Annotated in this window: 22 protein-coding genes; 7 read left to right on the top strand and 15 right to left on the bottom strand. The window is 71.6% G+C overall.

Annotation, left to right across the window (positions count from 1 at the left end; genetic code table 11):
- Window positions 1-29: 29 nt before the first annotated feature.
- Window positions 30-815, top strand: coding sequence for a DUF4253 domain-containing protein (locus CP976_RS24835; RefSeq protein ID WP_150482353.1), 786 nt, complete (start codon window positions 30-32; stop codon window positions 813-815).
- A 9-nt stretch (window positions 816-824) separates the two neighbouring features.
- On the opposite strand, the gene CP976_RS24830 is transcribed toward CP976_RS24835, so the two are convergent.
- From CP976_RS24830 to CP976_RS24820, 3 genes are all read right to left on the bottom strand, one after another.
- On the bottom strand, window positions 825-1,658 hold the full coding sequence (locus tag CP976_RS24830) for an arylamine N-acetyltransferase family protein (RefSeq protein WP_150482352.1): 834 nt from the start codon (window positions 1,656-1,658) through the stop codon (window positions 825-827).
- 86 nt (window positions 1,659-1,744) lie between these two features.
- The gene (locus CP976_RS24825; protein ID WP_150482351.1) at window positions 1,745-2,968 is read right to left on the bottom strand and encodes an aminotransferase-like domain-containing protein; all 1,224 of its coding nucleotides are present in this window, start codon (window positions 2,966-2,968) and stop codon (window positions 1,745-1,747) included.
- A gap of 95 nt (window positions 2,969-3,063) precedes the next feature.
- Window positions 3,064-3,966, bottom strand: coding sequence for an SAM-dependent methyltransferase (locus CP976_RS24820; protein ID WP_150482350.1), 903 nt, complete (start codon window positions 3,964-3,966; stop codon window positions 3,064-3,066).
- Between the two features lie 86 nt (window positions 3,967-4,052).
- Here CP976_RS24820 and CP976_RS24815 point away from each other — a divergent pair, with 86 nt between their 5' ends.
- Window positions 4,053-4,409: a hypothetical protein gene (locus CP976_RS24815; RefSeq protein WP_150482349.1), complete on the top strand. Its 357-nt coding sequence runs from the start codon at window positions 4,053-4,055 to the stop codon at window positions 4,407-4,409.
- Window positions 4,410-4,431: 22 nt separating this feature from the next.
- Here the strand turns inward: CP976_RS24815 and CP976_RS24810 are convergent, their stop codons facing one another.
- A complete protein-coding gene (locus CP976_RS24810) occupies window positions 4,432-5,883 on the bottom strand; it encodes a helix-turn-helix domain-containing protein (protein ID WP_190147000.1) in 1,452 nt (483 codons plus the stop codon).
- Window positions 5,884-6,110: 227 nt separating this feature from the next.
- Here CP976_RS24810 and CP976_RS24805 point away from each other — a divergent pair, with 227 nt between their 5' ends.
- Entirely contained in the window at window positions 6,111-6,857 is a 747-nt protein-coding gene (locus tag CP976_RS24805) for a DUF4232 domain-containing protein (RefSeq protein WP_150482347.1), read from the top strand.
- On the opposite strand, the gene hemB is transcribed toward CP976_RS24805, so the two are convergent.
- Window positions 6,851-7,849 (bottom strand): porphobilinogen synthase, encoded by a 999-nt coding sequence (hemB, locus tag CP976_RS24800; protein ID WP_150482346.1) that lies wholly within the window; start codon window positions 7,847-7,849, stop codon window positions 6,851-6,853. The two genes, CP976_RS24805 and hemB, sit on opposite strands and share 7 nt — an antisense overlap.
- A 304-nt stretch (window positions 7,850-8,153) precedes the next feature.
- Between hemB and CP976_RS24795 the strand changes: the two genes are divergently transcribed.
- Window positions 8,154-9,542 (top strand): FAD-binding oxidoreductase, encoded by a 1,389-nt coding sequence (locus CP976_RS24795; protein ID WP_150482345.1) that lies wholly within the window; start codon window positions 8,154-8,156, stop codon window positions 9,540-9,542.
- A gap of 24 nt (window positions 9,543-9,566) precedes the next feature.
- Here CP976_RS24795 and CP976_RS24790 read toward each other — a convergent pair whose 3' ends face one another.
- The 5 genes from CP976_RS24790 to CP976_RS24770 form a co-directional block, all read right to left on the bottom strand.
- Window positions 9,567-11,273 (bottom strand): bifunctional uroporphyrinogen-III C-methyltransferase/uroporphyrinogen-III synthase, encoded by a 1,707-nt coding sequence (locus CP976_RS24790; protein WP_150482344.1) that lies wholly within the window; start codon window positions 11,271-11,273, stop codon window positions 9,567-9,569.
- Window positions 11,270-12,229: a hydroxymethylbilane synthase gene (gene hemC, locus CP976_RS24785; RefSeq protein ID WP_150482343.1), complete on the bottom strand. Its 960-nt coding sequence runs from the start codon at window positions 12,227-12,229 to the stop codon at window positions 11,270-11,272. Before hemC ends, CP976_RS24790 begins: the two co-directional genes overlap by 4 nt.
- Entirely contained in the window at window positions 12,226-13,980 is a 1,755-nt protein-coding gene (locus CP976_RS24780) for a glutamyl-tRNA reductase (RefSeq protein ID WP_150482342.1), read from the bottom strand. Before CP976_RS24780 ends, hemC begins: the two co-directional genes overlap by 4 nt.
- Window positions 13,977-14,741, bottom strand: coding sequence for a redox-sensing transcriptional repressor Rex (locus CP976_RS24775; protein WP_150482341.1), 765 nt, complete (start codon window positions 14,739-14,741; stop codon window positions 13,977-13,979). The genes CP976_RS24780 and CP976_RS24775 overlap by 4 nt, the downstream gene beginning before the upstream one ends.
- Window positions 14,742-15,054: 313 nt before the next feature.
- Window positions 15,055-15,333, bottom strand: a complete 279-nt coding sequence (locus tag CP976_RS24770) for a glutaredoxin family protein (protein WP_150482340.1) — start codon at window positions 15,331-15,333, stop codon at window positions 15,055-15,057.
- Between the two features lie 161 nt (window positions 15,334-15,494).
- Between CP976_RS24770 and CP976_RS24765 the strand changes: the two genes are divergently transcribed.
- The 3 genes from CP976_RS24765 (at window position 15,495) to CP976_RS24755 (ending at window position 19,030) form a co-directional block, all read left to right on the top strand.
- The gene (locus tag CP976_RS24765) at window positions 15,495-16,412 is read left to right on the top strand and encodes an HAD family hydrolase (RefSeq protein WP_150482339.1); all 918 of its coding nucleotides are present in this window, start codon (window positions 15,495-15,497) and stop codon (window positions 16,410-16,412) included.
- Window positions 16,413-16,775: 363 nt separating this feature from the next.
- Entirely contained in the window at window positions 16,776-17,546 is a 771-nt protein-coding gene (locus CP976_RS24760) for an ECF subfamily RNA polymerase sigma factor, BldN family (RefSeq protein WP_086852376.1), read from the top strand.
- 236 nt (window positions 17,547-17,782) lie between these two features.
- Window positions 17,783-19,030 carry a DUF5667 domain-containing protein gene (locus tag CP976_RS24755; RefSeq protein ID WP_167537408.1) on the top strand — a complete coding sequence of 416 codons (1,248 nt, stop codon included), beginning with the start codon at window positions 17,783-17,785 and terminating at the stop codon, window positions 19,028-19,030.
- Between the two features lie 79 nt (window positions 19,031-19,109).
- Here CP976_RS24755 and CP976_RS24750 read toward each other — a convergent pair whose 3' ends face one another.
- From CP976_RS24750 to CP976_RS24730, 5 genes are all read right to left on the bottom strand, one after another.
- Window positions 19,110-20,165, bottom strand: coding sequence for a lysophospholipid acyltransferase family protein (locus tag CP976_RS24750; RefSeq protein ID WP_150482337.1), 1,056 nt, complete (start codon window positions 20,163-20,165; stop codon window positions 19,110-19,112).
- Window positions 20,166-20,179: 14 nt separating this feature from the next.
- On the bottom strand, window positions 20,180-21,241 hold the full coding sequence (locus tag CP976_RS24745) for an NAD-dependent epimerase/dehydratase family protein (protein ID WP_086852370.1): 1,062 nt from the start codon (window positions 21,239-21,241) through the stop codon (window positions 20,180-20,182).
- Window positions 21,242-21,444: 203 nt separating this feature from the next.
- The gene (locus tag CP976_RS24740; protein ID WP_003948845.1) at window positions 21,445-21,543 is read right to left on the bottom strand and encodes a 30S ribosomal protein bS22; all 99 of its coding nucleotides are present in this window, start codon (window positions 21,541-21,543) and stop codon (window positions 21,445-21,447) included.
- A 156-nt stretch (window positions 21,544-21,699) separates the two neighbouring features.
- The gene (locus CP976_RS24735; RefSeq protein WP_004984898.1) at window positions 21,700-21,912 is read right to left on the bottom strand and encodes a helix-turn-helix domain-containing protein; all 213 of its coding nucleotides are present in this window, start codon (window positions 21,910-21,912) and stop codon (window positions 21,700-21,702) included.
- A gap of 129 nt (window positions 21,913-22,041) precedes the next feature.
- A complete protein-coding gene (locus CP976_RS24730) occupies window positions 22,042-22,857 on the bottom strand; it encodes a phosphatase (RefSeq protein WP_150482336.1) in 816 nt (271 codons plus the stop codon).
- Between the last annotated feature and the right edge of the window lie 77 nt (window positions 22,858-22,934).

Below are 22,934 nucleotides of genomic sequence, written 5' to 3'. Positions count from 1 at the left end.
TGTCAGTGGTCGCCTCTAGAGTCACGACCATGGCGACTCTTCCCAACCCCCTGCCGAAGCTGGCGGCAGACCCGAGCGGCAGCGCACTCGGACTCCGGCTCCCCGCCGGGTCACTGGTCGACACGACGGACGAGGGCCCCTGGCGCGAGCCGCTGTTGTGGTACGCGGACGATCGGGCCCTCCCGGGTGGCTGGGCAGCGCTGGAGTCGGCCCGTCGTACGGGACTGCTGCCGGTCGTGCTCGACGTGGGGGACGGGCATGACGGGCCGGAGCGCTGGCAGTTGATGCCCGGCGAGGTGTCGTACCCCGGGGACCACGACGCCGAGGAGGTCCTGGCGGAGTACTGGGAGGAGTACGCCGCGGAGGTCGGCGCATGGCCCGGGCCGGCCGGTCCGTTCCCCCACCCGCAGGACCCCGACGCGGTCGCCGCCGGGGCCGCGGACGCGCTGCTCGACGGCGGAGGCCCCCTCAAGGACCCCCGCCTCGCCCTCGTCCCGGCCCGCCGCAGCGCCGACATCCCCACGGCGATCGGCTGGACGGGCCCGGCCAACCACGAGGGCGACACGGCCCGGCTCAGCGCGGTGCTGCGCTCCTGGGAGGACCGCTTCGGCATACGGGTCGTGGCGCTCGGCTTCGATCACCTGCTGGTGTCGGTCGCCGCCCCGCCCGTCACGATGGCCGACGCGGAGGCAGTGGCCGCCGAGCACTTCGCGTTCTGCCCGGACAACCTCCGGCAGGGCGCCGACCCGACGCTGCGGGCCTACGCGGAGCACCAGGTGCTCGACCAGCGGGTCTGGCACTTCTGGTGGGACTGACGCGACCCGTCAGCCGGTCAGCAGCGTCATCCCCTCCGGCGCGGTGATGCCGAACTCCTCCTCCAGGAGCCGTCGCGCCTCCGCCTCATCGGTCACCTCCCGCTCGGTGACCGTCCCGTCGGTGCGGGTCTGCGTGAGGAGCCGGCCGTCGAGGAGGAGGTGCCGCGTGGCGCTGATGTGCTGGGCGTAGAGGCGCTGGGCGAACGGCGAGCGCGGGTTGGTGGCGATGTGCCAGTTGATGACGTCGTAGTCGGGCTTCTCGAAGGGCTCCAGGGTGAAGGCGTACTGCCCGATCCAGTCGTCCTTCTCCTGGTCGTGGGCCTGGAGCAGCCACATCTCCAGTGGACCGTCGTGCGGCGCGTGCACCAGGCGGTGCCGCCGCCCGGCCCCGGTGAACTCGACGTCCGCGATCAGCGGCACCGGCTCCAGGATCGAGCCGATCGCCCCGAAGCCGACGTCCGCGAGGTACGGCCGTGATTCGCCGGGGACGTGGGCCAGCAGCGTCATGTGGGTGCGCGGCCGGCTCGCGATGGTGTCGGCACCGACGACGACCCGCGCGGCCAGCCGGGTCACCCGGAAGCCCAGCGCCTCCAGGGCGCAGGCGAACAGCGTGTTGTGCTCGTAGCAGTAGCCGCCACGCCGGCTGTGGACCAGCTTGGCCATGAGGTCGGCCGGATCGAGGGACGGGGCTCCGCCGCGCAGTGCGTCGAGGTTCTCGAACGGGATGGCCCGCATGTGCGCCAGATGCACACCGCGCAGGGTGGCCGCGTCGGCCCGCCGCTCCCCTTCCCATCCGATCCGCCGGAAATACGCGTCGAGGTCGAACTGTGTGGAGTCCAGCATGGCGTCACCGTAACGACACCGGCCCCACCCCGTCCGCGGTCCACAGCAGGAATCGCCGCTCCGCCGTTGGTCCTAGGCCGGCAGTCTCAAGGGGTGTCAGTCCGCAGTCCCGCCCCCAGCCTCCGCAGCCCTTCCTCGATCTCCTCCGGCGTCTGCGTCACGAAGCACAACCGCAGGGTCGCGCGGTCGGGTGTGCCGGCGTGGAAGGGGGCGCCGGGGACGTACGCCACGTCGTGCCGCACGACGTGCGGCAGCAGGGCCGTCGTGTCGTACGGCTCGGGCAGGCGCGCCCAGAGGAACATGCCGCCCTCGGGCCGGGTCCAGACCGACCCCTCGGGCAGCGCGCCGGGCAGGCCCGCGAGCATGGCGTCCCGGCGTTCGCGGTACACGCCGGCGACGCGCGTGACGTGCGCGTCCAGGTCGTGGTCGGCGAGGTACCGGGCCGCGGCGAGCTGGTTGACGGTCGGCGTGTGCAGGTCGGCGGCCTGCTTGGCGACGGCACAGGCGCGCCGCACCTCACCGGGCGCGCGCAGCCAGCCCAGCCGCAAACCGGGCGCCATGACCTTGGAGAAACTGCCGAGCAGGACCGTACGGTCCTCGGCGCCCGGGTGGGAGGCGATCCACGGCAGGCGTTCGCCCTCGTAGCGCAGCTCCCCGTAGGGGTCGTCCTCGACGATCCACAGCCCGCGCCGGGCGGCGACGGCGGCCACGGCGGCGCGCCTCGAGGCGGGCAGCGTGCGGCCGGTGGGGTTCTGGAAGGTGGGCACGGTGTAGAGCAGCTTGGGCCGCTCGCGCGCCACGAGGTCCTCCAGCGCCTCGGGATCGACTCCGTGCTCGTCGCCGGGCACGGCCACGATCCGCGCTCCGGCCAAGCCGAAGGCCTGAAGGGCCGCCAGATAGCAGGGGTTCTCGACGAGGACGGTGTCCCCGGGTTCGAGCAGTGCGGTGGCGAGGAGCGAGAGGGCCTGCTGGGAACCGGTGGTGACGAGGAGATCGTCGGGAGCGGTCGGCAGTCCGCGTGCCGTGGTGCGGTCGGCGAGCGCGGCCCGCAGCGTGGGCTCGCCCTCGGTCGTGGAGTACTGCAACGCCCGGGCGGGTTCCTCGGCGAGGACGGCCCGGTACGCGGCCGCGATGCCCTCCGCGTCGAACAGCTCCGGTGCCGGAAGCCCGCCCGCGAAGTTGATCACCTCGGGGCGGGCGGTGACCGCGAGGATGTCCCGCACGGGTGACCCGCCGACCGATCGCGCCCGCGCGGCGAGCGGCGGCACGGGAGAGCGGGCGGGCGCGGGTGCGGGCTCGGTGACGGTCATGACACGGCTCCTTCGACTGCGGTGGCGGTTGTGGGCCGCAGCCTAGGAAAGTACGTGCCGCCTACAAGCACATTTCCGCGATCCGGACGCCCGGCTCAGCCCTTGGCGGCCGTCCCCGCGTACACGTTGATGTCCGCGTCCGTGACGTCGTTGATGTCGTGGTAGCGGACCTTCTCGATGTCGTCGAGCCCCGCGAGGTACGACTCGTCCGGCCGCTCGGGGACGGGAGCGGCGTGGTCGGGCCGCCAGCGGTGGGCGGGGACGACCCCCGGGTCGGCGATCTCCAGGGAGTTCTCCGTGAAGAACCGCTCCACCTCCGCCCGGGACCGCAGTACGAAGGTGAACCCCCGCTCGGTGTACGTCCGCTGGACCGCGCGGATCTTCTCGGGGTTGAGGTCCTCGGTGAGGTGGCTGAGCACCAGCCGGCTGCCGACGGGCAGCGCGTCCAGCAGCTCGCGCACCAGCGGGTACGCCTCCTCGTCCGCGACGAAGTGCAGGATGGCGACCAGGCAGAGCGCGACCGGCTGGTCGAAGTCCAGGGTCTTGGCGGCCTGTTCCAGGATGCGGGCCGGATCCCGCAGATCGGCGTCGATGTAGTCCGTACGCCCCTCGGGCCCGCTCGTCAGCAGGGCCCGCGCGTGTGCGAGCACGACCGGGTCGTTGTCGACGTAGACGACCCGCGAGTCGGGCGCGATGCGCTGCGCGATCTGGTGCACGTTCTCGGCGGTCGGCAGTCCCGTGCCGATGTCGAGGAACTGCCGGATGCCGTACTGCTCCACCAGCGTGGTCACCGCGCGGCGCAGGAAGTCGCGGTTGTGCCGTACGTCGAGGTATCCGCGCGGGTTGGCGGCGAGCGCGGCGGCGGCCGCGTCCCGGTCGGCCGGGTAGTGATCCTTGCCGCCGAGGAAGACGTCGTAGACGCGGGCCGGATGGGCCTTGCTGCTGTCGATCCTCCCCTGCAGCTCGGCTGGATCCTGGCTGAGGGCGTCACCGGTCATGGACGTCTCCCTGAAGAGTAGGTGGTTCAATCAGCAACCACTTCGGCGGTCAACAACCTAACGGCTCAGGTGATTTGATGGTGCCCATGCAGCCCGACCAGCCGCCGACGACGACCCTGTGGCGCCCCACCGGGCCCAAGGAACTGGACCTGGTACGGGAGCTCGACTGGCGCGCCTGGCCGCCCCGGCTCCCCGAGCAGCCGATCTTCTACCCGGTGCTCAACGAGGACTACGCCATCAGGATCGCGCGCGACTGGAACGTCAAGCACGACGGCGCCGGCTTCGTCACCCGGTTCGAGGTCGACTCCGGCTTCCTGCGCCGGTACCCGGTCCAGCAGGCGGGCGGGGAGACCATCCTCGAACTGTGGGTACCGGCCGAGGAACTCGACGAGTTCAACGCGCACATCGTCGGCGAGATCGAGCTGGTTCACGAGTTCCGCTGAGTTCAGTCCCGCGCGCCGGCCTTCAGGAGTCGGTGGTCCCGGCCTCGACCCACTTGTCGCCGCCCAGCGGGAACTCGTACGCCGGCCGCCCGTTGTTGCCGCTCGTGCGGAAGGGCCGGCCCCGGTCGTCCACCGTCAGCGTGCCGCTCCGGTCGCCGCTGGACCAGCTCAGCTCCAGGTACCAGCTCACGTCGTACGCGGAGGCGTCGGCCCGGATGTAGTAGACCTCCGGGTCGGACTCGCTCACCGAGAACGGGAAGTCGTCGTGACCCGCCTCCGGGACGACGGCGGGACGCGCGGCGTCGAGAGCGACCGTGAAGGAACGGGTCGGGACGTTGCCGCCGCAGCCGACGCCCGGATAGCCCATGGCGTAGTCGTTCCAGGCGAGCGGCGCCCGCTTGCCGGCCATACGGACCTTCAGCCCGTCGACGACCACCGTCTCCTTCCCGGTGCCCTGCACGGTGACCTTCAGATACTGCTTCCCCGACGGCACCGCGCCCGTCGCCCCCACCCAGGCGGGCGCGTCCTGCTCCAGCGGCGGCGGCCCCACCCGCCCCGGCGGCCGGTTCACCAGGTAGCGCTGGGAACAGGGGTTCTCCCAGACGTGCGCGTCGGTGTTCACCGTGAGGGGGACGGGGGCGGCCGGGGCGGCGGCGTCCCGGCCGGGTCGGTCGGCGCCCTCGCCGGTGCCGGAACCGGTGCCGGTACCCCTGCCGGTGGCAGAGGCGGAGGAACTGGGTGCCGCGGAGGCCGCGTCCTTTCCGCCGCCCTTCTTCTTGCCGCTGCCGGGGGAGGAACTGCCCGAGGGCGACACCGATGCGGCCGAGCCGCCGTCCGGCTGCTGCCGATGCCCGCCGGAGACCGCCGCCGAACCACGATTCCCGTCGTCGTCCGCCCCGCCGTGGGGAACCGCCACGGCGAGCCCGACCCCGGCCAGGACCACGGCTACGGCGGCAGCGGCGAGCAGGGCGGGACGTGGACGGCGCGGGCGGCGGTCCACCGGGCCCCCTGAGACCACCTCGCCCGGCTCCTCGCGGACGTCCTCGCCCGACTCCTCCGGAAGGCCTGCTTCCGAAGAAGCCTCCGCCGCGGACGCGGTCTCCGCAGACACCGTCTCCCCGGACACCGTCTCCGCGGTCACGGCCTCCGGGGCCGCGGCGTCCGGGGTCACGGCCTCCGGTCTCACGGCCTCCGCGGCCGGAGCGGCAACGGCCCCTTTGCGCCCTCGGTCGGCATCCGCCAGCACCCACCGCCGATGCAGCTCGACAAGCTCCCCGGGCGACGCCTTGCACAGCCGGGCGAGTCTCTCCACAGGCGCGTAGTCGGTGGGTACGGCATCCCCGTTGCAGTACCGGTGCAGCGTCGACGTACTCATGTGGAGCCGCTTGGCGAGCACCCCGTAGCTCAGCCCGGACCGCTCCTTCAACTCCCCCAGCAACGCGGCGAAGTCCGCCGCGGCCGTGCCTTCCGACACCGTTCCTCCATCCCCCATGTCCCGATCCCCCGTTCCAGGGGAGGGTCGTTTCCCCTGGTCAAAGCCTGTGCGGGCGTTCCAGCGTCCCGGATCGTCCGCCGGCTGTGGCGGCCGGGACGGATCACGGCACAAGCTCTGGTCATCCAAGCACGCCGCTCCCGGCCGACCGGTGGAGCGGCTCGCTCAGGCCTCCTTGTCAACGACGTTTGTCCGAAAGGGAACCACCCATGCGCAAGTACCACGCTCTCCCCGTCGCCCTCCTGGCCGCCCTCGCTCTCACTGCGTGTCAGGACGGCACGGGCACGCAGGACGAGGGCGCGGCCAAGCCGCAGCTGACGGCGACGGCGAACACCGCGCCCACCGACGCGGCCTCGGACAAGGCGGGCGACACGGCTGCCGACACGGCCACGGTCGCGAAGGCCACCAAGGCAACGAAGGCCGCGAAGGCGAAGGGCACGAGCGAGAAGGGCACGAGCGAGAAGGGCACGAGCGCGAAGGGCACAAGCGCCAAGGGCACGAAGCCCGGAACGGCCGCCGCCCCCGCCGCCCGTGTCTCCTGCAACGGCGCCAACACCACCGTCACGGCCAAGCCGGTCCGCCGCCCCATCAACCACATGCTGATCACGGTCAAGAACACCGGCTCGAAGGCGTGCGACCTCACCTACTACCCGGTGCTGCGCTTCGACGAGATGCAGTGGGCCCCGCAGCCGATGGAGGAGTCCAAGCCGCAGGCCGTGACGACCCTGGCGCCCGGCGAGTCCGGCTACGCGGGCGTAGCGCTGTCGGCGGCCGACGGCAGCGGCTCCGGCGGCACCACCGGCCGCAAGCTCACGGTCGGCTTCCAGGGCCGCACGCCGCACAGCAGCGGCGGCCCCTCGGCGATCCCGCAGCTGCCCTCCGAGGGCGTGTACTACGACAGCTCGCTGACCGTCACGTACTGGCTGCACGACATGGAGCAGGCCCTGTCCTACTGATCCTTGAGCCGCTGGGCCACTTCGGTGGCCCAGTAGGTGAGGATGTTCCGGGCGCCCGCCCGCCGGATACCGGTCAGGCTCTCCATGATCGCGCGGTCCCGGTCGATCCAGCCCTTCTCGGCGGCGGCCTCGATCATCGAGTACTCACCGGAGATCTGGTAGGCGGCGACGGGCACGTCCACGGCGTCCGCGACCCGGGCGAGGATGTCCAGGTAGGGCCCCGCGGGCTTCACCATGACCATGTCGGCGCCCTCCTCGAGATCGAGGGCGAGTTCCCGCATGGAGTCCCGCACGTTCGCGGGATCCTGCTGGTAGGTCTTCCGGTCCCCCTTCAGGGACGAGCCGACGGCCTCCCGGAACGGCCCGTAGAAGGCGGAGGCGTACTTGGCGGTGTAGGCGAGGATGGCGACATCCTCCCGCCCGATCTGGTCGAGGGCGTCACGGACGACGCCGATCTGCCCGTCCATCATCCCGCTGGGGCCGACCACATGGGCCCCGGCGTCGGCCTGCACCTGGGCCATCTCGGCGTACCGCTCCAGGGTCGCGTCGTTGTCGACCCGCCCCTGGTCGTCCAGGACCCCGCAGTGCCCGTGATCGGTGGTCTCGTCGAGACAGAGATCGGACATGACGAGCAGGTCGTCACCGACTTCGGCCCGCACGTCCCGGAGGGCGACCTGGAGAATCCCGTCCGGGTCGGTCCCCGGCGTGCCGAGAGCGTCCTTCTTCGACTCCTCCGGCACGCCGAACAGCATGATCCCGGAGATCCCCGCCGCGACGGCCTCCGCGGCGGCCTTCTTCAGACTGTCCCGGGTGTGCTGCACGACCCCCGGCATGGCCGAGATCGGCACCGGCTCGCTGACGCCCTCCCGCACGAAGGCCGGAAGAATGAGATCGGCAGGGTGCAACCGGGTCTCGGCGACCATCCGACGCATGACGGGAAGGCTCCGCAAACGCCGCGGCCGCGTACCGGGAAAAGATCCGTACGTCGTCATGCCACCTACGCTACGCCCGCCCCCTACGCCCCGATGCCGACGCGATGTCGGCGCTTCAGCGGCCCAGCTGCGGGCATTCGTGCCGCTTAGGGCGGCACGGGTGGGCGCAGCGGCACCTCGTCGCGCCGAGTTGCGCACCCACCCGCCCCAGCCCCCACGCCGAGCACCAACCACCCCACAGCTCCACAATGCGCCCACCACCCCCCAGGTCCATCCTGAAAACAACACCTGAGGACAAGGACCCCGACGGCCAACACAACCCCCGCCGCCGCCGTCCCTCCGTACGCCCCCCACGGAGGACGCGATGACCACCCGCCACGACACGCCCGACATCTTCGCCCTCTCGGAAATCCACGGCCCGGTCCTGCGCCCCGGCGACCCCGCCTACGCCGACGAAGTCACCGGCTTCAACCTGGCCGCCCTCCACACCCCCGACGTGGTCGTCGGAGCAACCGGGCCCGACGACATCGTCACCGCCATGCGCTGGGCCAAGGCCACCGACACCCCCGTAGCCGTCCAGGCCACCGGCCACGGCGCCAACTTCCCCATCGAAAAGGGCCTGTTGATCAACACGGCCCGCATGACCGACGTACGGATAGACCCCGCCACCCGCACGGCCACCATCGCCGCGGGCGCGAAGTGGAGCCACGTCATGGCCGCGGCCGCCCCGCACGGCCTCGCCGGCCTCAGCGGCACCTCCACGGACGCGGGCGTCATCGGCTACACCCTCGGCGGCGGACTCCCCGTCCTCGGCCGTGCCTACGGCTACGCCGCCGACCTGGTCCGCTCCTTCCAGGTCGTCACCCCGGACGGCCGGCTGCGCGAAACGGACCCCCAGCACGAACCGGAGCTGTTCTGGGCCCTGCGCGGCGGCAAGGGCAACGTGGGCGTCGTCACCTCACTCGTGACCGAGCTGCTCCCGCTCCCCCGCCTCTACGGCGGCGGCATCTACTGTCCGGGCGAGCACACCGAGGCCCTGCTCCAGGCCTGGGCGGACTGGACCCGCACCGTCCCGGACGAGATGTGCAGCGCGTTCACGATCCTGCGCCTGCCGCCCATCCCCCAGATCCCGGAGCCCCTGCGCGGCGGCTTCTGGGCCCGGGTGGCGATCGCCTGGCCGGGCCTCCCGGCCGAGGGCGAGGCACTGATCGCGCCTCTGCGCGAAGCCGCCCCCGTGGCCGTCGACACGGTCGAGGTGATGGACCACGCGGCCCTGGACCGCATCCACATGGAACCCCAGGACCCGCTCCCCGGAAGGGAGTCGTGCCTGCTCCTGCGCGACCTGCCCCCGGACGCCATCCGCGCGTTCCTGGACCAGGCCGGCCCCGCGGCGGGCGTCGACTTCCCGCTGCTGATGGTCGAGATACGCCACATGGGCGGCGCCATGTCCCGCCCGTCCGCCGTCGAGGACGCCGTCTGCGCCCGCGACGCCCTGTACTTCATCGACTCGGTCGGCATCATGGCCGCGCCACCGGCCGCCGAGGCCATCGAACAGGCGACGCAGCAGCTCTACACGGCCATGGCCCCCTACGGCACGGGCCGCACCATGGTCAACATCCACGGCACCCCGGGCGACGAACAGGACCGCGCCCGCGCCTGGACCCCGGAGGTCTACGAACGCCTGCGCCACGACAAGGCGGTCTACGACCCGACCAACCTGCTCCGCTACGGCCACGCGGTGACTCCCGCGTAGCCGCAGCGAACACAGTCGATCCGCTTACGTCGTCGAACGCCGCCGCCGGGCCCCCGGCCGCCGCTCGCTCGGCCGCGTCACCGGATCCCCGGCCTCGAGAGCAGCAGCTCTCCGCTTCGCGCCGAAGTCGGCCAGCGCCTCCGCCAGCTTGTGCACGGACGGCTCCGGAGCCATCACGTCCACCCGGAGCCCGTGCTCCTCGGCGGTCTTCGCCGTGGCCGGCCCGATACAGGCGATCACGGTCACGTTGTGCGGCTTGCCGGCGATACCGACCAGGTTCCGCACGGTCGACGACGACGTGAACAGCACGGCGTCGAACCCGCCGCCCTTGATCGCCTCGCGCGTCTCCGCCGGCGGCGGCGAGGCCCGCACGGTCCGGTAGGCCGTGACGTCGTCGACCTCCCAGCCCAGCTCGATCAGCCCGGCGACCAGCGTCTCCGTGGCGATGTCGGCCCGCGGCAGGAACACCCGGTCGATCGGGTCGAAGACCGGGTCGTAGGGCGGCCAGTCCTCCAGCAGACCGGCGGCCGACTGCTCCCCGCTCGGCACCAGGTCCGGCTTCACGCCGAAGGCGATCAGCGCGTTGGCCGTCTGCTCGCCCACGGCCGCGACCTTGATGCCCGCGAAGGCACGCGCGTCGAGCCCGTACTCCTCGAACTTCTCGCGCACGGCCTTGACCGCGTTCACCGAGGTGAAGGCGATCCACTCGTAGCGGCCCGTCACCAGGCCCTTGACCGCCCGCTCCATCTGCTGGGGCGTGCGCGGCGGCTCGACGGCGATGGTCGGCACCTCGTGCGGCACGGCCCCGTACGACCGCAGCTGGTCGGAAAGCGACGCCGCCTGCTCCTTGGTGCGCGGCACGAGCACCTTCCAGCCGAACAGCGGCTTGGACTCGAACCACGCCAGCTGGTCGCGCTGGGCGGCGGCGGAACGCTCACCGACCACGGCTATCACGGGCCGGCCGCCGTCGGGCGAGGGCAGCACCTTGGCCTGCTTCAGCGTCTGCGCGATCGTGCCGAGCGTGGCGGTCCAGGTGCGCTGCCGGGTGGTCGTACCGGCGACGGTGACCGTCATCGGGGTGTCCGGCTTGCGGCCCGCGGAGACGAGCTCGCCGGCCGCCGCGGAGACGGAGTCCAGCGTGGTGGACACGACGACCGTGCCGTCCGACGCCCCGACCTCCGTCCAGCACCGGTCCGACGCCGTCCGCGCGTCCACGAACCGCACGTCCGCGCCCTGCGCGTCCCGCAGCGGCACACCGGCGTACGCGGGCACACCGACGGCGCTCGCGATACCGGGGACGACCTCGAAGGGCACCCCGGCGGCGGCGCACGCCAGCATCTCCTCGGCGGCGTACGTGTCGAGTCCGGGGTCCCCGGACACCGCACGCACGACCCGCCTGCCGCCCCGTGCGGCCTCCATGACAAGATGTGCGGCATCCCGCACCGCGGGGGCGGCGACGGCGGTTGACGTGCCGTCAACTACCGTCAGCTGGGGCGCTCCTGTGCCCGGACCCGGCTCCTGGGAAGGATCCGAGTCCGTGTTCACTTCGGAGACGCCCTGCCTGGCGTGCTGACGTACGACGTCGAGCACTTCGTGCTCGGCGACGAGGACGTCCGCGTTCGCCAGCGCCTCGACGGCGCGCAGAGTAAGCAGTCCCGGATCTCCGGGTCCGGCACCCAGGAAGGTGACGTGCCCGTGTTCAGGACCGGCGGAAAGGGTGGTGGGGCTCAATGTGCTCGCTCCCCCATCAGACCGGCCGCGCCCTGGGCGAGCATCTCGGCCGCGAGTTCGCGACCGAGCGCCATTGCCCCGTCGTGTGTCTCGGGCACGGGACCGGTGGTGGACAGCTGCACCATCCGCGTGCCGTCGGTGGTCCCGACGACGCCGCGCAGGCGCATTTCCTTGACAATCTGCCCGTCGGCCAGAAGGTCGGCCAGCGCGCCCACAGGGGCGCTGCAACCGGCCTCCAGGGCGGCGAGCAGTGACCGCTCGGCCGTCACGGCGACCCGCGTGAACGGGTCGTCGAGTTCGGCGAGCGCTGCGACGAGGTCCGCGTTGCCCGCGGCACACTCGATCGCCAGTGCCCCCTGGCCGGGGGCGGGCAAAACCGTGTCGACCGACAGGAAGTCGGTCACTTCGTCACCCCGGCCGATCCGGTTCAGTCCGGCGGCGGCCAGCACGACGGCGTCGAGCTCACCGGACCGTACGTATCCGATCCGCGTGTCGACGTTGCCGCGGATCGGGACCGTCGCTATGTCCAGGCCGTGGCTGCGCGCGTACGCGTTGAGCTGGGCCATGCGGCGCGGCGAACCGGTACCGATGCGGGCCCCGCTGGGCAGGTCGGTGAACTTCAGCGCGTCCCGGGCGACGATCACGTCCCGCGGGTCCTCCCGCGCGGGTACGGCGGCCACCACCAGCTCATCGGGCTGCGTGGTCGGCAGGTCCTTCAGCGAGTGCACCGCGAAGTCGACCTCGCCCTTGAGCAGCGCGTCGCGCAGGGCGGTCACGAACACACCCGTGCCGCCGATCTGGGCGAGCTGCTCACGCGAGACATCGCCGTACGTGGTGATCTCGACGAGTTCCACGGGCCGCCCGGTCACCCGGCTCACGGCCTCGGCCACCTGCCCGGACTGGGCCAGGGCGAGCCTGCTCCGCCGCGTACCGAGCCTCAGCGTCTTGTCGTTCATGCCGGCCCTCGGTCTTTCTCTGTGCTGTCCTCGGCCCGGGAGACGGCGGCAACCGTCTCCGGGTCGAGGTCGAACAGGGTCCGCAGCGCGTCCGCGTACCCGGCGCCGCCGGGCTCGGCCGCGAGTTGCTTGACCCGTACGGTCGGCGCGTGCAGCAGCTTGTCCACCACGCGCCGCACGGTCTGGGTGATCTCCGCGCGGTGCTTGTCGTCGAGGCCGGGAAGCCGTCCGTCCAGGCGGGCGATCTCACTGGCCACGACATCGGCGGCCATGGTGCGCAGGGCGACCACGGTCGGCGTGATGTGCGCGGCCCGCAGTGCTGCCCCGAAGGCCGCGACCTCGTCGGAGACGATACGCCGGACCTGGTCCACATCGGCAGCCATCGGAGCGCCCGCGGAGGCCTCCGCCAGCGACTCGATGTCCACCAGCCGCACCCCGGCCAGCCGGTGCGCGGCCGCGTCTATGTCGCGCGGCATCGCCAGGTCGAGCAGGAAGAGCACGGGCTGGGGCCGCGGCGGCTCGTCGGCCGGCTCGGGCCTGCGCCGCTCGGGGATCCGGCCGACTGCGGCCACGGTCGCGGCGAGCGCGGCGATGGCGTCGGCGTCCGGCGTGGGGTCGAGCGGGCCGGCCGTCCCCGGCCTGGCCGCGCGCTGGGCGCCGCCCACCGTGCCGTTGTCCACCCACGCCGCGTGCTGCTCCAGGTCGGCGGCGGCCATACCGGCCACGGCGGCCTCGCCGAGCACGGAGAACCCGGCGGTGCCCTGCACCGCGGGCAGGTCCAGCGGGCAGCCGTCCTCGGCGCCGAGGCCGGTGGCGGGCAGGTTGCCCCGCCCGGCGCCCGTGGCGGCCGTCCGGCCCGGCTCACCGTCCGGGGCGGGCGTTCCGTCGGCCACGGCCGACGGCTCGGCCGTACGGCCCTCCACCGCGGCGGCGACCGACTCGGCCGTCATGACCAGGCCCGTCGCGCCGGTGCAGGAGACGGCGACGTCGGCACGTGTCAGCTCGAACGGCACCGACTCCATCGGGACCGCGCGGGCCAGCACGTCCGTGTCGTCGCCCTCGGCGAGGATCTGCGCGAGGCGCTCGGCACGGTCGAAGGTGCGGTTGGCGACGACGACCTCGGCGACCCCGGCCCGCGCGAGCGTCGCGGCGGCCAGGGAGGACATCGACCCGGCGCCGATGACCAGGGCCTTCTTGCCCCGGGCCCAGGTCTCCACATCGCCGCCCGCGGCCAGTTGCTCCAGGCCGAAGGTGACCAGGGACTGGCCGGCGCGGTCGATGCCGGTCTCGGAGTGGGCGCGCTTGCCGACCCTCAGGGCCTGCTGGAACAGGTCGTTCAGCAGCCGGCCGGCGGAGTTCAGCTCCTGCGCGCGGGCCAGGGAGTCCTTGATCTGGCCGAGGATCTGGCCCTCGCCGACGACCATCGAGTCCAGCCCGCAGGCCACCGAGAACAGGTGGTGGACGGCCCGGTCCTCGTAGTGCACGTAGAGATAGGGGGTGAGCTCCTCCAGGCCGACGCCGCTGTGCTGGGCGAGCAGCGTGGACAGCTCGGCGACACCGGCGTGGAACTTGTCCACGTCGGCGTAGAGCTCGATGCGGTTGCAGGTGGCGAGCACCGCGGCCTCGGCGGCCGGTTCGGCGGCGACCGTGTCCTGGAGCAGCTTGACCTGCGCGTCCGCGTTGAGCGAGGCCCGCTCCAGCACGCTGACCGGGGCGCTGCGGTGGCTGAGTCCGACGACGAGGAGGCTCATGCCGGCATCACGGCGGGCATGTCCCCGTCGGGCCCCTGGTCGGCGGCGTCGCTGCGCGCGGCGGCGGCCGGGACGCCGCCGTCGGAGGCGGCGGCCTCCTCGCCGGCCTTGCGCTGCTCGTGGAAGGCGAGGATCTGCAGCTCGATGGAGAGGTCGACCTTGCGCACGTCGACCCCGTCCGGGACGGACAGCACGGTAGGCGCGAAGTTCAGGATGGAGGTGACACCGGCGGCCACGAGCCGGTCGCAGACCTGCTGGGCGGCACCGGCGGGGGTGGCGATGACACCGATCGACACGCCGTTGTCCTGGATGATCTTTTCCAGGTCGTCGGAGTGCTGCACGGGGATCCCGGCGACGGGCTTGCCCGCCATGGCCGGGTCGGCGTCGATCAGCGCGGCGACCCGGAAGCCGCGGGAGGCGAACCCTCCGTAGTTGGCGAGGGCGGCGCCGAGGTTACCGATACCGACGATCACGACGGGCCAGTCCTGGGTGAGGCCCAGCTCGCGGGAGATCTGGTAGACGAGATACTCGACGTCGTAGCCGACGCCCCGGGTCCCGTAGGAGCCGAGGTAGGAGAAGTCCTTGCGCAGCTTCGCGGAGTTGACCCCCGCCGCGGCCGCGAGCTCCTCGGAGGAGACCGTGGGCACCGAGCGTTCCGACAGCGCGGTCAGAGCGCGGAGGTACAGCGGAAGCCGGGCGACGGTGGCCTCGGGAATCCCTCGGCTGCGGGTCGCCGGTCGGTGAGTTCGGCCAGTTGCCACGGTGCTCCTGCGGGTAGAGCGGGGCTGTAGGCGGTCATACGTCCCTACATGACCGCCCCGTCGAAAGCAGGCTATGTCTTTGTGAACGCGTGCACAAAGATGGTGTCCGATTTGCCCGGCCAACGTGACCGGGGTCACGCGCCCCCGGCGCACTCGTGGGGAACCGGCGCGCTCGCACCACTGTTCCTCTACTTCTGGGGGCAAAACCGCACACACTCCTCTGTGTATCCCGCCCCCGAGACCAGCCGCCGTCGATCCTAAGCGACGTTCCGGCCTCTTTGGACTGCTCGGTCAGTTGGGGGACCGGCCGGGATCAGTCGGTCAGCGCCTTGCGCAGGCGGTCCTCGTTCACACGCCAGAACGTGTGCTGCCTGCCGTCCACCAGCACGACCGGGATCTGTTCCCAGTACCGGTCGTGCAGTTCCCGGTCCTCGGTGATGTCCTTCTGCTCCCAGGGGACTCCCAGATCACCGCACACCTTCTCCACAACGACCTGTGCGTCATCACACAGATGACAGCCGGGCTTGCGGATCAGGGTGACGAGCCGGTCCCGAGGGGGCCTGCGACGGAAGAGGGGACTCATGTCGGACATTGTCGCGCGCCGGCGAACCAGGGGAACCCTCGCGAACGCACCGGCGGACACGCCGGCCACGTCCGTCCGGGCGACATCTGTAACGACACACTCGCCGAGAGTTCACACGCTCCAAACCTCTCGACGCCGGAACCCCCGAACAAACTGGCTATGCTCACGCCATGGCCGCTCTCGGATGGCTCACTCCCCGTAGGCGCTCCGCCACGGCGAGGAGCGTTTTGGCAGGCGAGGCCTCGGCGGAGGCTGCCCGCAAGTCCTCACAGGAGGCCGCCGGCACGACCGAGGAACCGCAGTTCCCGGTCCACGGCGACGACCAGGCCGCCGCCTTCTTCGACCTGGACAACACCGTCATGCAGGGCGCCGCCCTCTTCCACTTCGGGCGGGGCCTGTACAAGCGGAAGTTCTTCGAGACACGCGAGCTGGCCCGGTTCGCCTGGCAGCAGGCGTGGTTCCGGCTGGCCGGGGTCGAGGACCCCGAGCACATGCAGGAGGCCCGCGACTCGGCCCTGTCGATCGTCAAGGGCCACCGCGTCGCGGAGCTCCAGACGATCGGCGAGGAGATCTACGACGAGTACATGGCCGAGCGCATCTGGCCCGGCACCCGCGCCCTGGCCCAGGCCCACCTGGACGCGGGCCAGAAGGTCTGGCTCGTCACGGCGGCCCCCGTCGAGATCGCCCAGGTCATCGCCCGCCGCCTGGGCCTGACCGGCGCCCTGGGCACGGTCGCCGAGTCGGTCGACGGCGTCTACACGGGCAAGCTGGTCGGCGAACCGCTGCACGGCCCCGCGAAGGCCGAGGCGGTCCGCGCGCTGGCCGCGGCCGAGGGCCTGGACCTGAGCCGCTGCGCCGCCTACAGCGACTCGCACAACGACATTCCGATGCTGTCCCTGGTCGGCCACCCCTACGCCATCAACCCGGACTCCAAGCTGCGCAAGCACGCCCGCCGGCTGGACTGGCGGCTGCGCGACTACCGCACCGGCCGCAAGGCGGCCAAGGTCGGCATCCCGGCCGCGGCCGGCGTGGGCGCGGTGGCCGGCGGCACGGCGGCGGCGATCGCCCTGCACCGCCGTCGCCGCTGACGACCGATCGGCCAACGGCCGATCAGTCCGTGACACCTTCGTTTTCTGGATGACAAACGCCGTAAATCCAACTGGCGTACCCCCACAACCTCGCATCCAGTCCTCTTGGCTGCACACGGCCACAACACGCCCTGGACTCAGCCTCAACCCGAACCGTTCCGATCAACAACCGTTCACACTCCGGCACTTGATGCGGCGTCAATCGGTTACCGAAGCGACGTAATCGATGATTTGAGCAACTCGGTGTAGCAGGGCCTACACGAAGCGTTATTCTCCTCAGACGCAAACCGGTACCCCTCCGTCGCTACGACGGGTGAAAGGTCCCGCACTGCACGTGATGGAAGCTCTGCCTCTGGGAGTCCCGTGTACCCACACGTCGGGGTTGACGCCTCGGGCCTGGCTACGCTGCGCGCAACGGTCCTCGACCTGTTGCGCGGCTTCGTCCCCACCGCGTACGCCGGCCCCGCATTCGCCACCGCCGCGCCCGTCGGCCCGTGCTATGCACTGGCCGACGGCAGCGCCGCGGTCGGCAGACGAGGGCGCCCGTCCGGCGCGGCCACCGCCCGACGGCCGGCGGCGGACAGCGACAGCGCCCGCATGATGGACCTCGTGGAGCGGGCCCAGGCCGGCGAGTCCGATGCCTTCGGCCGCCTCTACGACCAATACAGCGACACCGTCTACCGGTACATCTACTACCGGGTCGGAGGAAAGGCGACTGCCGAGGACCTCACGAGTGAGACCTTTCTGCGCGCCCTGCGGCGCATCGGGACCTTCACCTGGCAGGGGCGCGACTTCGGCGCCTGGCTGGTGACGATCGCCCGGAACCTCGTGGCGGACCACTTCAAGTCCAGCCGCTTCCGCCTTGAGGTCACCACCGGCGAGATGCTCGACGCCAACGAGGTCGAGCGCTCCCCCGAGGACTCCGTCCTGGAGTCCCTCTCCAATGCCGCCCTGCTCGACGCGGTGCGGCGACTCAATCCCCAGCAGCAGGAGTGCGTGACACTCCGCTTCCTCCAGGGCCTCTCGGTCGCCGAGACCGCCCGCGTCATGGGCAAGAACGAGGGCGCCATCAAGACCCTCCAGTACCGGGCCGTCCGCACCCTCGCCCGGCTCCTCCCGGAAGACGCCCGCTGACCGGGCCCTACGCTCGGCGACGGTCAACTCACTGTCCGTGAAAGTCCGTTGACTTCGGCATCCGATCATCCGGCGTCCGTAACCCAAGTGCCGCGCCACTCGTTGTGCGGGATGCAGGCTCCCTGTGGTCACCCCCTGACCGGCTCCGATCACTCGATCGTGTGGTCGTGGTCAGGGTGTGCAACCCTCAGGACCCCCTGGGGAGTCGACCGTCATGACGAGAGGAGGTGCCGCCAGTGATCGCGAACGTATCGGCGCACCGGCGGGCGAACGCCTTCGCCCAGGCCCTTCAGGAGCAGTCCGAGCAGGGCACGGCGGCCGAGCAGTCCGAAGGATCGGCACCGGCACCGGCCGCCGCGGAGCGGACCGAACAGGCACGCCTGCTGGCGCTCGCCTCCGGTCTCGACGCGCTGCCCAAGCCGGAGCTCGATCCGGAGGTCAAGGTCGTCCAGCGGGCCCAGCTGGTGGCCGCGTTCGAGGCCATGCTCCAGGAGGGCACCGCGGGAGGCGGGGCGACGGACAGCGCGGTGCCCGAACAGCGTTCCCCCCGGGCCCGTGGCGCCCACCGCGCGAGCCCGCTGAAGAAGCTCCGGCCCCGGTCCCGCCTCGCCAAGGGCCTCACCGCGGGCGGGCTCAGCGTCGGCGTGGCCGCGAGCGCCTTCGGCGGAGTCGCCGCAGCCAGTTCCGACGCCCTGCCCGGTGATTCGCTCTACGGCCTCAAGCGCGGCATCGAGGACGTCAAACTCGGCCTCGCCGACGGAGTCGACGAGCGCGGCCGGGTCTATCTCGACCACGCCTCCACCCGGCTCAGCGAAGCCCGCCGCCTGATGGAGCGGGGCCGCAGCGGCCCGCTGGACCACGAGTCCCTGGGCGAGATCCGCCGTGCCCTGTCCGGCATGCGGCACGACGCGTCGGAAGGCCACCGGCTGCTGAGCGAGGCGTACCAGCGCGACCCGGACTCCCTGGAGCCCATCCAGGCCCTGTCCGCGTTCTCCCGCTCCCACCGCGAGGCCTGGGGCGAACTGCGCGAGAGGCTCCCCGTCCAGCTCGGGGACGTCAGCGAGCAGGTGTCGTCGGTGTTCGACGCCATAGAGGAGGACGTCGCCCCGCTGCGGTCCCTGCTGCCCGAGCCCCCGGCCCGCGGCGGCGGCGAAGGCAACCGGCAGGGCGCCTCCGAGTCGGCCTCCACCGGCTCCTCGGCCACCGACCGGTCGGCCCGTCCCAGCGACAGCGGCCGCGGCCACTCCGACGAGGGCGGCACCGGCTCCGGCAGCCCCAGCCGCTCGGCCGGCTCCGGCAGCGACAGCGACGGCCTGCTCGGCGGCAACACCGGCGGTCTGCTCGACCCGCCGCGGGACAGCGAGGCGAGCACCTCGCCGTCGGCGGAAGGCAACACGCCCGTCCCCGAGCCGGACGTGACGCTCCCGCCGCTCCTGCCCGACCTGCTGCCCGGGCTGGGCATCGACGGCGAGGACGCGAACTAGCCGGCGGTAAGACAGTTGGGGGCGCCCCTTCCGAGGGGCGCCCCCATCGTCATGGGCACGGTCTCAGTCCCGCGCTGCCTCAGAAGAAGACCGACCTGCGCTGCACCAGCAGCTTGTACAGGGTGTGCTGGATCTGCTCCCTGACCTGGTCCGTCAGGTTGAACATCAGCATCGGGTCCTCGGCGGCCTCCGGCGGATAGCCGTCCGTGGGGATCGGCTCGCCGAACTGGATCGTCCACTTGGTCGGCAGCGGAACCGCCCCGAGCGGCCCGAGCCACGGGAACGTGGGCGTGATCGGGAAGTACGGGAAGCCCAGCAGCCGGGCGACCGTCTTGGCGTTGCCGATCATCGGGTAGATCTCCTCGGCCCCGACGATCGAGCAGGGCACGATCGGCGTCCCGGCGCGCAGGGCGGTCGAGACGAACCCGCCGCGGCCGAAGCGCTGGAGCTTGTAGCGGTCCGCGAAGGGCTTCCCGAGGCCCTTGAAGCCCTCCGGCATCACCCCGACCAGTTCCCCCTGCTCCAGCAGCCGGGACGCGTCCTCGGCACAGGCCAGGGTGTGACCGAGCTTGCGGGCCAGCTCGTTGACCACCGGCAGCATGAAGACCAGGTCCGCGGCGAGCAGCCGCAGATGCCGGCCCGCCGGGTGGTTGTCGTGCACGGCGACCTGCATCATGAGGCCGTCCATCGGCAGCGTCCCGGAGTGGTTGGCGACGATCAGGGCGCCGCCCTCCGACGGGATGTTCTCGACGCCCTTCACCTCCACCCGGAAGTACTTCTCGTACAGCGGGCGCAGCAGGGACATCAGGACCTGGTCGGTCAGTTCCTCGTCGTAGCCGAAGTCGTCGACCTCGTAGTCCCCGGTGAGGCGGCGGCGCAGGAAGGCCAGGCCGCCCGCGATACGCCGCTCCAGGCCGCCCTCGCCGCCCTGGGGGCCCTCCGGCGGTTGTTCCTCAGACGTCACAGGAACATCATCCTGCGGAACAGCCCTGGTGGGCAGGGGCTGCACCTCACGGACCGGCGCCGACTCCGCGCCCGGGCGCCGGTTCCCGGTGCTCCGGCGCCGCTGCGGACGCTGCACGGCGCCCCCGCGGGACCGGTCGTCGTCGAACGGAATGACCTTGGCATCCGCCATCGTTGATGCGCTCCTCAGTTGGCGCTCTGCGTCGGGGGGTGGCCGCCGCCCGCGAGGGGCAGCGCGGCGATCCGGTCGACGGCCCCCGCAAGGGCCTCCGGCGGAAGAAGTCCGGGACCTTGGCTGCGTGCGAAGTCCGCGAACGTCTCCGCGGTCGTGTACTTGGGCTGGAATCCCAGCGTCTCGCGCATCTGGCCCGTGGCCACGACCCGGCCGTGGGTGAGCAGCCGTATCTGCTCGGGCGAGAAGTCCGACATGCCCAGCGTACGCACCAGCGAGCCCGCCCAGGTGACGGCCGGGAGCAGCAGCGGCACGGTGGGGCGCCCGAGGCGCCGGGAACACTGCGAGAGCAGCAGCACGCCGTCGCCGGCGATGTTGAAGGTGCCGCTGTTGAGCGTGCCCCGCCGCGGCTCGTGCGAGGCGATCCGCAGCACCTCGATCACGTCGTCCTCGTGGACGAACTGAAGCCGCGGATCGTAGCCGAACACGGTCGGCAGGACCGGCAGCGAGAAGTACGAGGCGAGCGGCGTGTCCGCGGTCGGGCCGAGGATGTTGGCGAACCGCAGCACGCAGACCGCCACGTCGGGCCGGCGGCGCGCGAAGCCTCGCACGTAGCCCTCGACCTCCACCGTGTCCTTGGCGAAGCCACCGCTGGGCAGGGACTTGGGCGGGGTCGTCTCGGTGAAGACGGCCGGGTCGCGGGGCGCGGAGCCGTAGACGTTCGTGCTGGACTTCACGACCAGCCGTCGCACGTTCGGGGATTTCTGGCAGGCACCGAGCAGCTGCATGGTGCCGATGACGTTGGTCTCCTTCAGGGAGGCCCGGTTGCCGCTGCCCAGCGGCGTGCCCGTCACATCCAGGTGGACGATCGTGTCGGCGCCCGTCTCGGCGAGCACCCGCGCGATTCCGGGCTGCCGGATGTCGGCCTGGACGAAGTCCGCGCCGCCCAGATGGTGCTCGGGCGGCACCGCGTCCACGGCGACGACCCGGTCCACCTCGGGGTCACGCTGGATCCGCCGTACGAACCGGCCCCCCAGCGGGCGGGCCACTCCGGTCACGAGCACGACCTTGCCCAAGATCAGCGCCTTCCTTCCAGAAAACCTCTTGCCCCGCCGCGTTCCCCCGTGGGGCCAACTTAGCGGGTCGGCGTTGCGCTGTGATGACCGCCTGATGCGTGAAGTGACGACAAGCAGCCGGACGTACGAGCCGGAACACGTGTGGCCCCCCACCGGTGGGTGGGGGGCCACAGCAACGCTCTCGCGGCGTCCGCGTCGCGAACTTACTTCTTGTTGCGACGCTGAACGCGCGTGCGCTTGAGCAGCTTGCGGTGCTTCTTCTTGGCCATCCGCTTGCGCCGCTTCTTGATAACAGAGCCCACGACTACCCTCGCTCACTTCTCATCACTCGGTTGTTTGGGCGCCATGGGCCCACACGACCTACGAGGGGCTAGCCTACCCGCCCGAGCGCTGAGGTCGTAATCGAGGAGGCCAGGGTGGTCCCGAGTGCCCTGTGAGGGACCACCCCGCCCCAGCCGTCAGGCGGTTTCCACCCCCACATAACTCTCGCGGAGGTACTCGTGAACCGCTTGCTCCGGGACGCGGAAGGACCGCCCCACACGGATCGCGGGCAGATGACCGCTGTGCACCAACCGGTACACGGTCATCTTCGACACTCGCATCACCGAGGCGACTTCCGCCACGGTAAGGAACTGAACCTCGTTCAGAGGCCTCTCGCCAGCTGCAGCCATGACACACCTGAACCTTCCGCACTCGACGGCCACCGGCTTCCCCTTCCGGTGACTCTTCGTCGCTGCGTGCTCACTCCCCAATGTAGGGGCGGGTGATGCGAGTGGGGAAGAGGTGCACCCATCGGCGGCCTACTGTGACAGACACGCCCGATTGAGTACGTAGCGGGTAAGCGGCAGGTAGTAATCAGACCGCACTCCGTCATCAAGTGGAACGACGACGGAGACGGACCCCTCGGCCTCACCGACGAACAGGGCGGGGTCGTCCGTATCCGCCGGCCCGATGGCCTCGAACCCCAGCTGACCTGCTCCGCAGACCCACCCGTGGTCCCCGATGACCAGCTCGGGAAGGGGCCCGCCGGCCTCCGCGGCAGCGGCCAAGACGGTACGAACCGGGAGAGGTGAGTGCGTATGTGCGCCGGGCTCACAACCGGGGCGTTCCACGCCGGATCCCCGCACCAGCGCGACTCCTCGTACGTAGTCGAGGTTGTGCGTACGTAGGCCGAACCGGGTCGTTATGTCGACACAGCGACCCTGCGCGGGGGTGAGAACCTCACACCCCGCCGCCGACAGCGCGTCTGCCAGAGCGGCGTAGAAACCGAGCAGCCGGTGGGGGTGCCCGGTGCCGAGGAGCACGGGTGCGCTCCGCCGGGCGGCCACGGCGAGTCGCTCCGCGAAGGCGTCCAGCGCGGCCAGGGTGCGCTCCGGGTCGATCACGTCCTGGCCGGAAGTCCGACGGGAATCGGCCGAAACACCGCACCTGTCCGCCATCAGCTCGACCAAATCCCGCTGACTCCAGGCCCCTTCGGGATCGAGACCGAGGAGCACCCGGGGATCCCGGGCGGCGAACAGCCGGTAACTCCGCAGGCTCTCCTCACGAGGCGTGGCCACGGTCCCGGCGAGGCGTGCGCCCACCAGGTGCGCACGAAGGGCTTCGGGGGTCAGCACGAGGAGATCGTGCGCGACAGGCGCCTCGCGTGTCCCGGGAACCGGCGAACACCGCACGGCCGGCCTACGAGGAGGAC

This window comes from Streptomyces coeruleorubidus (genome assembly GCF_008705135.1).
Taxonomy (GTDB): Bacteria; Actinomycetota; Actinomycetes; order Streptomycetales; family Streptomycetaceae; genus Streptomyces; species Streptomyces coeruleofuscus.
This window is presented reverse-complemented; position numbering and strand designations above follow the sequence as displayed.